Origin of the sequence: Bariatricus sp. SGI.161 (assembly GCF_050313695.1) — a bacterium.
Classification (GTDB): domain Bacteria; phylum Bacillota; class Clostridia; order Lachnospirales; family Lachnospiraceae; genus JAFBIX01.
Genome location: NZ_JBNPLX010000021.1, coordinates 21064 through 34931 on the forward strand (window position 1 = coordinate 21064; position 13868 = coordinate 34931).

Consider the following 13868-nt stretch of genomic DNA (forward strand, 5'->3'; position numbering starts at 1 on the left):
CTTTTTAAAATAACCCTGTCCCCACCAGACCAATCAGGCATGCTACGCCTGCAATAATAAATGACAGGCTTTGTCCTGCTGCATCCAATAGATAGGAGCATAATATAGAAACAATTCCATATCCGAGCATGACCGCCCCAAAATTCATACCTTGGTATTTCATTCCAAATTTCTCAGACACTAGCACCGGGAATACGCTCACCACACCTCCGTATACCATACACACGAGTGATATCAGCAACACAAAAAGGCCGCCTCTTGCTACTGTGATTCCAAGAACAGATATCATCGCTACAGCGTACATAATTCGAATTACGATCTTACAACCAGCTTTATCAGACAACCAAGGAGCCTCAAATCTTCCGACGATATTTGCAAATGAAGCAATCATTACGCCTGTGAGTGCCTGTGCGTTTGTCAGTCCCCGCTCCATCCCCAGTGATTTCATCAGTGGATTCACAAGCACATATGCAGGGATTGCCAAGGCCATCACGATACTGATCACATAATAGGTTCTGGTCCGCATCATCTCTTTTGTTGTATATTGTCTTTGGCTTTCTGGCCTGCCCTGAAGATTATTATGTTCGCTGCCAGAAGACTGTATCATCAATTCCGGAGGCGCTTCTTCTATAAAAAATGCGCCCAGACATAATACCGCATAGATAACAGTTACCATCAGCATAGAAAAATGATATCCGTGTGTTGCTAACGTAAAATCACATAAAGGATTCATCAGTACACCAGATATTCCAACTACTCCTACCGTAATTCCCGTCACCAGCCCCCGCTTGTCCGGGAACCATGCCTGCGGTACTGCCACCAGGAGGCTAAATGCACATCCTGAGCCCAATCCTCCCAGAACACCATAGCCAACAGAGATCATCCACGGCATATCGTAAGGTGCTATTCCTGCAAGGAAAAATCCGACACACATGACAAAACTGCCTACCAGAATTGTCCTTTTTGCGCCCAATCTATGCTGTAGATAGCCTCCGATCATATTTCCCACCGCAAATATTCCAATGATAATCGTGAACGGCTGGCTGGATGCTGCCACCGACAGGTCGTATTCTCTTTGCACATAAGGCTGGAACACCGTCCATATGTACGGATTACCATGCACAAAATTCACAATAGATGCAATTGCAAGAATCGCATATCTGTTTTGAATCTTTTTCATCTATTTTCTCCAATATTTTACAAAATATTAAAAAGGGACAGGGTAATTTGAAAAAGGGACACGGAAAAATGAATTGGGGACGGAGTAAAATGAAAAAACCCCCGTCCCCAAATATTAGCCGACTTTCAATTTGAACTTTTGAATTTCTTTTTCTGAAGCAACTTTTTCAATAATTCCACCGATTCCGCGGATTTTTTCTTCGAATCTTTCATATCCGCGTTGGATATACACGATATCATCTACGATTGTGATGCCATCGGTCGCAAGGCCTGCGATACAAAGTGCCGCTCCTGCGCGAAGGTCTGGTGCGCTGACTCTTGCACCGGAGAACTTCTCTACACCTTCTATTGTAGCGGAATTTCCTTCTACTTTCACATTCGCTCCCATTCTTGCAAGCTCGTCAAGATATTTGAAACGGTTTTCGAAAATGCTTTCTGTAATGATACTTGTCCCTTTGCACAGAGCTAAGGTTACACCGATCTGTGGCTGCATGTCTGTCGGGAATCCTGGATATGGCAGCGTCTTTACATGTGTGCTGGTCAGATCTCCTTTGGATACCACGCGGACTGCATCGTCAAATTCTTCTACTTCGCAGCCGATCTCAATTAACTTTGCAATGGTAGCTTCCAGATGCTTTGGAATTACATTCAATACTGTAACATCTCCCCTGGTTGCTGCTGCTGCGAACATAAATGTTCCTGCCTCAATCTGATCCGGAATTACGGAATATTCAGTACTATGCAGGCGCTGTACGCCACGGATCTTGATAACATCCGTTCCTGCACCTCTGATGTTGGCGCCCATACTGTTCAGGAAATTGGCAACATCAACAACATGAGGCTCTTTGGCAACATTTTCCAAAATAGTGGTTCCCTCTGCCATGGTAGCCGCCATCATTACATTAATGGTGGCACCAACACTTACTACGTCAAAATATATATGCTTGCCTACCAGACGTTCTGCCTCAGCAACAATCTTGCCATGTTCAATCTCTACCTCAGCGCCTAATGCACGGAATCCTTTCAAATGCTGATCGATCGGTCTGCTTCCGATATTACAGCCTCCTGGAAGAGCAACCTCGGCACGTTTATACTTTCCAAGCAATGCCCCCAGCATGTAGTAGGATGCACGAATCTTCTTAATATAATCATATTCTATGTCAACATTCTGGATGCTTTTTCCGTTGATCTTGACCGCATGACGATCTACTCTATGAACGTTCGCTCCAATACCTGCGATCGCATCCAACAGTACATTAATATCATTTACATCTGGCAAATTATCAATATATACCGTCTCATCTGTCATAATTGCTGCAGCAAGAATAGCCAGAGCAGCATTCTTTGCTCCGCCAATCTCAACTTCTCCGACAAGCGGATGCCCGCCCTTAATAATATACTGTTCCATATTACACCTCAAAACTATTATCTATTACTTACTCTCAAGCTTCTCTATCTGAATCATTGTCATTGATTATTTTTGCACTCTTTTTCGCAGTGCCATTCGGTAACCTTCGGTTCCCTCATCACGGGCTCTCGCCCTATAAAAATAATCCCTGACAATTGCTTCTGCTTGCAGAATCATTGTCATTGATTATTTTTGCACTCTTTTTCGCAGTGCCATTCGGTAACCTTCGGTTCCCTCATCACGGGCTTTCGCCCTATAAAAATAATCCCTGACAATTGCTTCTGCTTGCAGAAGCATTATCATTGATTATTTTTGCACTCTTTTTCGCAGTGCCATTCGGTAACCTTCGGTTCCCTCATCACGGGCTCTCGCCCTATAAAAATAATCCCTGACAATTGCTTCTGCTTGCAGAATCATTGTCATTGATTATTTTTGCACTGCTCAATACTCACGTGGACATTATACCATAGAATTGGGATTTGTAAAATAATTTTTACAAATATGTAATTTATCCGTAATATTTTCCAATTTTTTACAGGATTTTCAGCGTTTTTAACACTTCTTCAATTGTCTCTTCCAGATTTAATCCATCTTCTGAAACTGTGACATCCGCATATTTCTCAAATAAGCGAACTCTTTCATCATAGAGATCCTTCAATGTCTGGCCTTCTTTTAATACAACACCCCTGCCTTTTGCATTTTTCAGTCTCTTATTTATTGTCTCAAAGGACACTTGTAAATATACGACCGTTCCGATTTTTTTATAGTGTTCCATTGCATTTTCACAATATACCACACTTCCTCCCGGTGAGATCACGGTATTCTCCACATCAACTCCTGCATTTACCCGGTCTTCTATTTCAAGGAAACCATGAATTCCTTTTTCTTCAATGATTTCGCGTAATAATCTTCCTTCTTCTTCCTGAATTAATATATCTGTATCAACGAATTTGTATCCAAGTCGTTTTGCCACAACAACACCAACCGTACTTTTTCCGACCGCCGGCATTCCAATCAGAATAACATTATTCATTCCTATTGCTCCTTCTTCTGTATTTTCACCTATTTTAGCATAAGTTTTTTCTTTCGTCCACTTTTCAAAAATTCTAAAAAAATCGCCTCCGATAGCTTCTGTGCTCACACCGTCTCCTGCATAATTCTTGATATAACATCACTTCAATCAGATCATCCAGCCATCTCCCGGGATCCTTTTCGCCTTCCCTCGCCCGGTCTCCTACCCTTCTGCACATCATCCTTAACTGAAGCCGATCAGGATATTCATCATACATCATACTTCCATCATACTCCATACGGTCACACTCTTCTTCAATGAACGGAACCAACCGCTTCGCAGTGTTCGGGTACAGGCTTTTCATATAGTCGTAATCCCTTCGGTTCATTCTGTCATCGTCAAAAAGCATCGGCGTCTGATACGCCATATAGAAAGGCATTCTCTGATCCATATACACACCTCGATAGAATAAATATCTACATTATTTTATGCAAATGGTTGCATTGTTGCCACAGATATGTATAATAGTATTTGTTTGATATTTTTTAAAAAAAAGTATAGTATTAGCTAACAGGAGGTGAAGAGTTTGGATATAGGGAAGAAGCTCAAGGAATTGCGTCTGCAAAATGATCTTACTCTGGGTGACTTGGCTTCACGCAGTGAGCTTACAAAGGGATTCTTGTCTCAGGTCGAGCGCAATCTGACCACTCCAAGCATCGCAACACTGGAAGATATTCTGGAAGCGCTCGGAACCAATCTGTCAGAATTCTTTCATGAGGAAGAAGAACAGCAGATTGTATTTTCCACACAAGATTTTTTTGTAGATGAGCAGGAAGATTACCAGATTGAATGGGTAATCCCCAATGCACAGAAAAACAGAATGGAGCCAATCCTTTTGACTCTGAAACCACACAAAAAAAGCCAGATTCTGTCTGCACACCAGGGAGAAGAATTTGGCTACATATTAAAAGGAAGTGTCACTTTGATTCAAGAGAACAAAAGATATCGTCTGAAATCAAAAGAGACCTTCTACCTGGACGGCTCAAAAAGCCATTATTTATACAATCACACGAACATCGAAGCAAAAATACTGTGGATCACAACACCACCGATGTTCTAAGGAAGGAGAAGTGAGATGGAGGAAAAGAAACTGATTGAATTTCGTAATATCGTGAAGAACTTCGACGGACAGATTGTCTTAAAAGGAATTAATCTTGATATCTACGAAAATGAATTCGTAACACTGTTAGGCCCAAGTGGCTGTGGAAAGACTACTTTGCTTCGGATTCTGGGCGGATTTCTGGAAGCAGATGAGGGGAAGGTGATTTTTGACGGCGAAGAGATCAGCCAGAAACCACCTTATGAAAGGGAATTAAATACGGTATTCCAGAAATATGCTCTGTTCCCACATTTAAGCGTCTACGAAAATATTGCATTTGGCCTTAAGATCAAGAAGATGAGTAAGGACGTCATCGAACAGAAGGTCATGAAGATGCTAAAGCTGATTGGTCTGGAAGGTTATGAGAACAAGAATACAACCTTACTGTCAGGTGGTCAGCAGCAGCGTGTTGCCATTGCAAGAGCCCTGGTAAATGAACCAAAGGTCCTTCTACTGGACGAACCTCTGGCGGCTCTCGACCTGAAACTTCGAAAAGAAATGCAGTATGAATTAAAACGAATTCAGCAGGAAGTCGGTATTACCTTCATCTTCGTTACTCACGATCAGGAGGAAGCGCTTACCATGTCAGATAAGATCGTTGTCATGAAAAATGGTGAGATCCAGCAGGTTGGTACACCGCAGGAGATCTACAACGAGCCAGCCAACCGCTATGTTGCTAATTTTATCGGCGAGAGCAATATCCTGACCGGAACCATGTTAGAAGACTATAAAGTACGTTTTGACGATATCACTTTTGACTGTGTGGACTTCGGGTTCCGTGAAAATGAAAAAGTAGATGTTATCATTCGGCCGGAAGATATTGATATCGTAGATGTCAAAGACGGCAAGATGACAGGGGAAGTTCTAAGCGTCTTATTTAAAGGAGTTCACTACGAGATTATCGTAGAAACCGTTCCTGGTACCAGTGTCACCGTCAACATGCGTGTCATCCGCAATCATGATGTAACCAGTGAAGATGGCAGCGAAAAAATCAGCGCGAACAACTTCTATGTAGATGTGGAAGATGTAAAAGACCTGGATGACAAAGAGATCATCGCCCTCTCCAATGCGCAGGCATGGGATCCGGTCAGTGATGACTACATCTCTATCGCCAAGATCGAATACGACATTCAGGAAGAGCCAGGACAGTATCCGGTCACTTTCTCAACTTCCAGCGGAACCAGCATCGAGCGTACGGTCTTCGTCGTAAACCAGCCGTTCGTCAAGAACGAGAAAGCCAACGAAGCGATCATGGCATTTAACTTCTTCAAGACGGTAGACGAGATTACAGAATCTCAGGCTCTGGACACAGATATCAAGACATGGGCCAACGCTCAGGGTTGGAAATTAAGCAATGAAGACCAAAGCGTAGATATCAGTGTTGATTATGATTTCGATCCAGAAAATATAACCGAAGGTGTATACCAGATTACCTTCTCTACACCAGGACGTGAATTCAAGATTCACACAACGGATTATTCCGAAGTAGGTCAGGAGGTCGGCCTGACATTCTTCCCGGAAGATATCCACGTGATGTCAAGGATGGTATATTAGAATGAAACGTTTTTCGCAATTAGCAATCCCTTATATTGTATGGGCTGCGATCATGCTGCTGCTTCCAATGGCACTCATTGCCATGTATTCCTTTACCGAACCAGGGAACAGCATCATATCGTTCTCATTTACGCTGGACCATTATATCAAGTTTTTTACCGACCCCGACTTTTTATTAATTCTCTGGCGTTCCATCATGATTGCTGTAAAGACAACGGTAATCTGCCTGCTTCTTGGCTATCCTGTTGCATATTTTATCGCGCGCAGCAAGGAACGTGTGCAGAATATTCTTGTCCTTTGTATTACCATCCCTATGTGGATCAACATGCTTGTAAGGACTTATGCTTGGATTGGTCTGTTAAGTGAAGGAGGACTGATTCAACGCATTTTCAGCCTGATCGGCTTTGGCAATACAGAGCTGTTATATACAGAGGCCGCTGTACTGCTCGGCATGGTCTACAACTTTCTTCCATTTATGATCTTGCAGATCAACACCTCTCTTTGTAAGATGGACCATTCCTTACTGGAGGCTGGTGCAGACCTGGGAGCAAGCCCTGTGCAGACGTTTCTGCGCATAACCTTGCCACTTTCTCTGCCTGGTGTTATCAATGGAATTACGCTGGTATTCCTGCCTGCTGTCAGCTCCTTCTTTATCCCGAAGCTCCTGGGCGGCGGACAGTATTTCTTAATCGGAAATATGATAGAAAATCAATTCATTACGGTTGGCGAGTGGAACTTCGGAAGTGCCATCTCTATGATCATGGCAATCATTATGATGCTGCTTATGATGGTCGTACGCAAAATTGAGATTCACAACCAGGGCGGAAAGGAGGCATAATCATTATGAAAAAAAGCAAACGCACTTTTGGGAAAATATTAATGATTCTGATGATCGTGTTCTTCTATCTGCCGATCCTGTATATGGTGATCTTTTCATTTAATGACGGAAAGTCCCTGACTGTATTTACCGGATTCTCTCTTCGCTGGTATCAGCATATGCTGGATTCCCACGATATGATGGAATCTTTGTATACAACCTTCAGCATTGCGCTGATCGCAACATTTATCTCAACGATTGCCGGCACGATTGCCGCCATTGGACTTAGCAAATCCAAGAAAATTATCCGGGATATTATGGATCAGGTGAATAATCTTCCCCTGATGAACCCAGAGATTGTTACCGCCATCGGATTCATGCTTCTGTTTATTACATTTAAGATTGAAAAAGGCTATGTTACAATGCTCCTTGCTCACATTGCCTTCTGTATACCTTATGTAATGCTTTCGGTCATGCCGAAGATACGCTCTCTGGACCCCAATCTGGCTGACGCGGCCATGGACCTTGGCGCAACTCCCTGGCAGGCACTTATAAAAGTCATCGTCCCAGAGATTACTCCGGGTATTATCTCCGGCTCATTAATTGCATTTACCATGTCCGTAGATGATTTTATCATCTCCTACTTCGTAACCGGAAGCGGAGTCAAGAACTTAAGTATCATGGTCTACACCATGAGCAAACGTGTAAATCCAAGTATTAATGCGATCTCTACTCTGGTTGTTGTAATCATTACGATTGCACTGATTATCATCAACGTAGGACCACTGTTCATGGCAAAACGGGCAAAACGTACCGATATCAAACGACGCAGAGCACTTGTCCCTGTTCTTGTTGCCTGTTGCGCAATGGTCGGAGTCATCATCTTTGCAAACCTTAACGGGACAAGCAATGCACTCCCTTACGAGGGAGAGACTCTCTATGTATATAACTGGGGAGAATATACCGGGGAACATATCATTCAGGATTTTGAAGCTGCAACCGGTGCCACTGTAGTCATGGAGAACTTCGACTCCAATGAACAGATGTACATCAAGGTGGCCAATGGGGAAGCGTACGATATTCTGGTTCCAAGTGACTATATGATTCAGCGTCTGATTGATGAAGATTACCTTCAAAAACTGGATCATTCCAAACTGGACTGCATGGACAAACTGGCAGATGCCGTAAAAGACCTGCCCTACGACCGGGGCAACCAGTATTCCGTTCCTTATTTCTGGGGAACTGTCGGCATCGTATATGATAAGAACAAAGTAGATATCGAAGATCTGGAAAAGGAAGGCTATAACATCTTCCTGGACGAAAAATATTGTGGGGACATCTATCTGTATGACTCTGAACGAGACTCCTTCATGATGGCGCTAAAAGCCCTTGGATATTCTATGAACACGGACAACGAGCAAGAACTTACAGAGGCTTACAATTGGCTGGTACAATGTGTACAGACCATGAAACCAGAGATTGTTACTGATGAGATCATTGATAATATGGCGCAGGGAAGAAAGGCTCTGGGACTGATCTATTCAGGAGATGCAGCTTACGTCATGGCAGAAAATGAAGATATGGGATTCTATCTTCCAGAAAGCGGAACCAACCTCTGGTCCGATGCTATGGTCATTCCCAAGAACGCCAAGAATCCAGAACTCGCTCACGAATTTATCAACTTCGTCAGCGATTACGATGGCGCCTACGACAATTCCAGTTATGTAGGATACACCTCTCCAAATCAAGAAGTCATGGATGACCTGTACGGTCCTGGCGGTGACTACGAAGGAATCAGCGCCTACATGCCAAGAACGGATAATGATAACGATGAGGTCTTCGTATATAACGAAGAGACCAGAAAAACCATTAGTAATATGTGGAGCAAAGTAAAGATTGCCGCAAGTAATGCGGACAAATAAAGGCGAAAAATTGGGACGCAATTTTAATCTGCGTCCCAATTTCTCTATTGCCTGTTAATTACACAATTCATCACCAATTCAGACGGTGCAGATGGCCTTCCAGATTCATGCCCGCGAATCCATTCTGCCTCAGCGCCTCGTATAAAACGATCGCTACCGAATTGCCCAGATTCAGCGAACGGATATCCCCGACCATTGGAATACGAATACAGTCATCCTTATGCTGCACCAGGATCTCTTCTGGTATTCCGGCACTCTCTTTTCCAAACATAATATAACAGTCCGGCTCATATTGAACTTCTGTGTAGACTTTTGGCGCCTTTGTCGTTGCCATATAGATCTTGGCGCCAGGATTCCTCTCAAGAAAATCATTATAATCGATGTATGTAACTACATCCAGCTGATCCCAATAGTCCATTCCTGCACGCTTCAGATTCTTCTCGTTCAGGCGGAAACCTAACGGTTCGATCAGATGCAGTCTTGTATTTGTTGCCACACAAGTACGGCCGATATTTCCTGTATTTGCCGGAATCTCTGGCTCATGCAACACAATATTCAACATGTCAATCCCTCCTGCTTTTTATCTTTCATTTCTTAATCTTCCCACGAAGGCACCCAGCCTTCCGATAGCCTCCTTCAAGTCTTCCAGAGAATACGCATAAGATACTCTTAAGTATCCTTCTCCACATTCACCAAATGCACTTCCCGGTACGACTGCCACCTTTTCTTCTTCCAGAAAACGAGTGGCAAATTCTTCCGATGTCATGCCAAATTCCTGAATACTCGGGAATATGTAAAATGCACCAAAAGGTTCAAAACAATCCAGCTGCATCCGCTTAAACTCATGAACCAGATACCGTCTCCTCTGGTTGTAAGCATTTCGCATCTGCTGAACTTCTCCCTCACAATTTCTCAAGCCTTCGATTGCCGCATACTGACTGTTCGTCGGCGCACACATAATTGCATATTGATGAATCTTAATCATCTGTTCCATGATTTTCTTCTGCCCACAGATATAACCTAATCTCCATCCAGTCATGGCAAAGCCTTTGGAGAATCCATTGATCACCAAAGTGCGATCCTTCATTCCCGGCAGAGACGCAATGGATACGTGTTCAGATTTGTAAGTCAACTCTGAGTATATTTCATCTGACAATACATACAGATCGTATTTCTTCACAATCTCTGCAATCGGCTCCAGATCTTCCTTTGTCATGATTGCTCCTGTCGGATTATTCGGGTACGGCAGAACCAGAATCTTCGTCTTCGGTGTGATCGCAGCTTCCAATTCTTCCGCTGTCAGTTTAAATTCATTCTTTTGCTGCAATGGGATGACTACCGGCACACCATCCGCAAGAATTGTGCAAGGCAGATATGATACATAACTGGGCTGTGGTATCAGCACTTCATCTCCCGGATCCAACATCGCACGAAAAGCGATGTCAATACCTTCACTTCCGCCCACCGTTACAGCAATCTCACATTCCGGGTCATAAGTTACATGGATTTTTCTCTGCAGATATCGACTGATTTCCTCTTTTAATTCTTTCAAACCGGAGTTCGATGTATAAAACGTTCTTCCGCGCTCCAGTGAATAGATTCCCTCTTCTCGGATTCTCCATGGCGTATCAAAATCCGGCTCGCCGACACCCAGAGAGATTGCATCCGGCATCTCATTAACTACATCGAAGAATTTTCGGATACCGGACGGTTGTATACCAACTACTTTTTTTGATAATGGATCTCTCATTATGGCGTCACCAGCATCCTTTCTTCTTTATTTTTTTTGAACATCAGCGTCCCATGATCTTTGTATTTCTTCAATATAAAATACGTCATGGTGCTTACTACTTCTTCAATCGGAGCCAGCTTGCCAGATACGAATCTGGATACTTCCTGAAGCGTCTTACCCTCTATACTGACCAGAAGGTCATATCCTCCAGAGATCAGGTAGACTGCTGTCACCTCCGGATAATTACAGATTCGTTCTGCTGTCTTGTCAAATCCTTTCTCTCTCATTGGCGTAACACGGACTTCAATCAACGCATTGACAAGCTCCGCACCCGCCTTATCCCAATCAATCAAAGTGTGATATCCACAGATGATCTTTTCTTTCTCCATCTGAGCGATCTCGTTGGCAATTGTTACTTCATCCGTTCCCAAAAGAATAGCCAATTCTTCCAGGTTTACTCTGCTATTTTTTTCCAGATACAGTAATATCTGCTTTCTTGTCTCTTCCATCATGCATTCCTCCGCAAAATATTTTCCAAATCTCATCTGGCGCAGGTCGGTCTATATACCGTATTTCATCTCCATTGTGGAGTATCTTATCATTATTATCCGTCATCTTTCCAATCACTACTGCCTGGATCTGATGACTACGAAGCGCGTCTGTCAGTGCTTCCCCATCGTCTGTTACCATCAAAAGGCTTCCAACGGACGTCAGCTGATATGGATTCAGCCTGTAGTGCTCGCAGACCTCAATCGTCTCCTGCAGCACCGACAAACTCTTCATATCCAATTCCAGCCCTGTCCCTGCTTCTTTCGCCAGATTCCATAAAGCCGCAAGGATTCCCCCTTCAGTAATCTGACGCACGGCAGACACGCCCATGGCTTTTGCAACTTCTATCTCTGTAAGTGCAAACAGATGCTTTCTGTAAGAAAGGATCTGTTTCATAAAAGCCGGCGCAAAACGCTCCCTCAATTCCTGTTCCTTTTCTGCTGCAATCTGCAGCATTCCGTCCATACCTATCCACTTCGTCAGAACAATCTCCTGTCCCGCTCGTCCAGTCTCCAGGCACCACGGTTCTTCCTTAGGCACACGGGCAACTCCATTTACCACGACCATAGGATAAGCAGCCGCACCGCTCTTTCTCCCGGTAACATTAAGTTCCTCTATCTTCTGTTGTGTACAACTTTCCTTGATGATCTTTTCTATTGCGTGAATTTTTGATGAATACGCATATTCTGGAATCGTTATCTGCACTTCCATCCCCAGACACGTTCCTCCTGCTGCTGCCAGCGAGTTGACGACAGATGCAAGAGCATGGATTCCGATATATTTCGACTGCCCATACACAATTGCAGTTTCACTGAACACGTACTCATCTTGTGTCATTATCTTCATGTCGATTTCCAACTGTTCCTTCTAATACAGATATTTTCTTAATATTGCGAAGCCTGACTGATTGCTTCATTGATCTTCGTCTGATCTTGCGTTGCGATTGCTGACCTTACCAGTGCTGAAGCCTGTGAATTCTCTGAAGCCGTTCCGATCTTAATGATCTGATCGGATTTCTCATACTTACTGCTGTTGATCACATCGCGGCTGACTTCCTCACCATCCTGATACACAATCTTCCACAACTGGGCAGTCTTACCAGTATGCGGGCTTCCCGCGTATTGCATGCTGCCAAGAGATGCTTCCGGATCTTCCTCATAAGTGATGCCATAATCCTCTGTCTCCAAAGTCTCACTTTCAAACTCAACACTTCTTCCGGCATCTCGCGTATCCTTGCCATAGATACAGAATCGAAGCTGATTGGCACTGTCGATCTCACCTTCAATATAGATCGGCGTATCATAATTATTGCGGAATACAAAGTCTAGATAATCCCCGGCTATGGCCGCATCTCTGGAAGGCTCCACATAATTGACAAGCATGGAATGCGGATATCGCTCTACGACTTCCAGTTCTGCGTATAAGACAGCATTATACAATGTTGTGGATACCTGACAGATTCCTCCTCCAAATGAATCTACCACCTGGCCATTCTCATAGGAGCCCGCCTCCACGTATCCATGTTCCGCGTCATATGGAGCTGTCTTATCATGAACCGACAGTTCTTCTCCCGGCATCAATACCGTCCCGTTCAAATGCTCCACTCCCGTCTTAAGGTTCTGCCATCTCTCGCCGCCGCCGGCATCTGTGGAAAATGCTCCCAGCTCATCCTGGATCGTCTCCAGATCTGCCGACACCACTTTCGGTTTTTCCTTCTTCTGAACCATCTCGACCGTCAACGCTTCATGCTTCCACGAGGTATTCAGAACCTTTTCGATCTCCTGAACAGAAGCCTCTATATTTACCGTCTTGCCTTCTTTTTCTTCCTTGATCTTAAATCCCGTACTGTTCTTTTCAATGGATGCGTCTACCGCATGATTCGCCAATGGAACGATTCTTTCATTGATGACTGTACCGGCCTTCTCTTCATCCAATACAAAAGACTCATCAAATACAACTTTTTCCTTCTTCAGCTTTTTCAACTGACGATACCGCTTCCACAAGCTTCCCTTTTTGCCATATCTGACCGCTTTTTGCACCGTCTTATCCAGGTCCTGATAGCCCAGCCCCATCTCCTCCAGAGATGCTTCTTGTGACTTCTTATCAACCTGCATCGTAAGCGTTAATGCCTGATCCTCTTTCAGATGCTCCATCAATTCGTTTTTCGCTTCTGCTTCAGACATGCCAGAGACATTTACTGCGCCGATATATATATTGTCACATATCTTCTCTTTCGGGAAACCATTGACATAGTGATACAAAACTCCATAACTCACCCCAAAAACAATAGCAAGACACAAAAAACCAAGACACAGAAGAATTCTTCTTCTCTGCCGTCTCAATTTTGACATTCTCTTTTTCTTACGTCTTCTCTTCCTATGATGCTCTCCTGCCATACTACTCTCGTAATCCCCCTTGCCAGATACATTATACCATAAGATATGGTATGATCATGGTCGCAATCATCGCCAATATAATAACCATAATAATAATTGCAATGATTCTTCTGGTTTTTTTGTTATTAAAATTCATAATT

At 43.6% G+C, this 13868-nt stretch carries 12 protein-coding genes and 1 pseudogene; 4 read left to right on the top strand and 9 right to left on the bottom strand.

Features of this window, described 5'->3' with window-relative positions:
* Positions 1-4: 4 nt before the first annotated feature.
* The 4 genes from ACQRBH_RS12345 to ACQRBH_RS12360 form a co-directional block, all read right to left on the bottom strand.
* Entirely contained in the window at positions 5-1180 is a 1176-nt protein-coding gene (locus ACQRBH_RS12345; protein WP_427743043.1) for an MFS transporter, read from the bottom strand.
* 114 nt (positions 1181-1294) lie between these two features.
* Positions 1295-2587: a UDP-N-acetylglucosamine 1-carboxyvinyltransferase gene (locus ACQRBH_RS12350; RefSeq protein WP_427743045.1), complete on the bottom strand. Its 1293-nt coding sequence runs from the start codon at positions 2585-2587 to the stop codon at positions 1295-1297.
* A 532-nt stretch (positions 2588-3119) separates the two neighbouring features.
* A complete protein-coding gene (locus ACQRBH_RS12355; protein WP_427761944.1) occupies positions 3120-3620 on the bottom strand; it encodes a shikimate kinase in 501 nt (166 codons plus the stop codon).
* Between the two features lie 73 nt (positions 3621-3693).
* Positions 3694-4050 carry a hypothetical protein gene (locus ACQRBH_RS12360; protein ID WP_427743046.1) on the bottom strand — a complete coding sequence of 119 codons (357 nt, stop codon included), beginning with the start codon at positions 4048-4050 and terminating at the stop codon, positions 3694-3696.
* Positions 4051-4176: 126 nt separating this feature from the next.
* Here ACQRBH_RS12360 and ACQRBH_RS12365 point away from each other — a divergent pair, with 126 nt between their 5' ends.
* From ACQRBH_RS12365 to ACQRBH_RS12380, 4 genes and pseudogenes are all read left to right on the top strand, one after another.
* Entirely contained in the window at positions 4177-4719 is a 543-nt protein-coding gene (locus tag ACQRBH_RS12365; RefSeq protein ID WP_328282595.1) for an XRE family transcriptional regulator, read from the top strand.
* 15 nt (positions 4720-4734) lie between these two features.
* Positions 4735-5814 (top strand): annotated as a pseudogene (locus ACQRBH_RS12370) (ABC transporter ATP-binding protein); the annotation flags it as partial.
* A gap of 499 nt (positions 5815-6313) precedes the next feature.
* Positions 6314-7150 carry an ABC transporter permease gene (locus tag ACQRBH_RS12375; protein ID WP_427761911.1) on the top strand — a complete coding sequence of 279 codons (837 nt, stop codon included), beginning with the start codon at positions 6314-6316 and terminating at the stop codon, positions 7148-7150.
* A 5-nt stretch (positions 7151-7155) separates the two neighbouring features.
* A complete protein-coding gene (locus ACQRBH_RS12380; RefSeq protein ID WP_427743047.1) occupies positions 7156-9051 on the top strand; it encodes an extracellular solute-binding protein in 1896 nt (631 codons plus the stop codon).
* A gap of 70 nt (positions 9052-9121) precedes the next feature.
* Here the strand turns inward: ACQRBH_RS12380 and ACQRBH_RS12385 are convergent, their stop codons facing one another.
* Genes ACQRBH_RS12385 through ACQRBH_RS12405 form a run of 5 tightly spaced genes read right to left on the bottom strand, consistent with a single transcriptional unit; the run spans position 9122 to position 13728 of the window.
* Entirely contained in the window at positions 9122-9613 is a 492-nt protein-coding gene (locus tag ACQRBH_RS12385; protein ID WP_427743048.1) for a tRNA (cytidine(34)-2'-O)-methyltransferase, read from the bottom strand.
* Positions 9614-9631: 18 nt separating this feature from the next.
* Entirely contained in the window at positions 9632-10801 is a 1170-nt protein-coding gene (locus tag ACQRBH_RS12390) for an aminotransferase class I/II-fold pyridoxal phosphate-dependent enzyme (protein WP_347375654.1), read from the bottom strand.
* A complete protein-coding gene (locus tag ACQRBH_RS12395; RefSeq protein ID WP_427761946.1) occupies positions 10801-11292 on the bottom strand; it encodes an Lrp/AsnC family transcriptional regulator in 492 nt (163 codons plus the stop codon). Before ACQRBH_RS12395 ends, ACQRBH_RS12390 begins: the two co-directional genes overlap by 1 nt.
* On the bottom strand, positions 11246-12190 hold the full coding sequence (locus ACQRBH_RS12400; protein WP_427761913.1) for an AIR synthase-related protein: 945 nt from the start codon (positions 12188-12190) through the stop codon (positions 11246-11248). Before ACQRBH_RS12400 ends, ACQRBH_RS12395 begins: the two co-directional genes overlap by 47 nt.
* Positions 12191-12216: 26 nt before the next feature.
* Positions 12217-13728: a VanW family protein gene (locus ACQRBH_RS12405; RefSeq protein ID WP_427761914.1), complete on the bottom strand. Its 1512-nt coding sequence runs from the start codon at positions 13726-13728 to the stop codon at positions 12217-12219.
* Positions 13729-13868: the final 140 nt, after the last annotated feature.

Excerpts from the sequence above, each read along its gene's own strand:
- ACQRBH_RS12345 (WP_427743043.1), bottom strand. The coding sequence starts at position 1,180 with ATGAAAAAGATTCAAAACAGATATGCGATTCTTGCAATTGCATCTATT.
- ACQRBH_RS12350 (WP_427743045.1), bottom strand. The coding sequence starts at position 2,587 with ATGGAACAGTATATTATTAAGGGCGGGCATCCGCTTGTCGGAGAAGTT.
- ACQRBH_RS12355 (WP_427761944.1), bottom strand. The coding sequence starts at position 3,620 with ATGAATAATGTTATTCTGATTGGAATGCCGGCGGTCGGAAAAAGTACG.
- ACQRBH_RS12360 (WP_427743046.1), bottom strand. The coding sequence starts at position 4,050 with ATGGATCAGAGAATGCCTTTCTATATGGCGTATCAGACGCCGATGCTT.
- ACQRBH_RS12375 (WP_427761911.1), top strand. The coding sequence starts at position 6,314 with ATGAAACGTTTTTCGCAATTAGCAATCCCTTATATTGTATGGGCTGCG.
- ACQRBH_RS12380 (WP_427743047.1), top strand. The coding sequence starts at position 7,156 with ATGAAAAAAAGCAAACGCACTTTTGGGAAAATATTAATGATTCTGATG.
- ACQRBH_RS12385 (WP_427743048.1), bottom strand. The coding sequence starts at position 9,613 with ATGTTGAATATTGTGTTGCATGAGCCAGAGATTCCGGCAAATACAGGA.
- ACQRBH_RS12390 (WP_347375654.1), bottom strand. The coding sequence starts at position 10,801 with ATGAGAGATCCATTATCAAAAAAAGTAGTTGGTATACAACCGTCCGGT.
- ACQRBH_RS12395 (WP_427761946.1), bottom strand. The coding sequence starts at position 11,292 with ATGGAAGAGACAAGAAAGCAGATATTACTGTATCTGGAAAAAAATAGC.
- ACQRBH_RS12405 (WP_427761914.1), bottom strand. The coding sequence starts at position 13,728 with ATGGCAGGAGAGCATCATAGGAAGAGAAGACGTAAGAAAAAGAGAATG.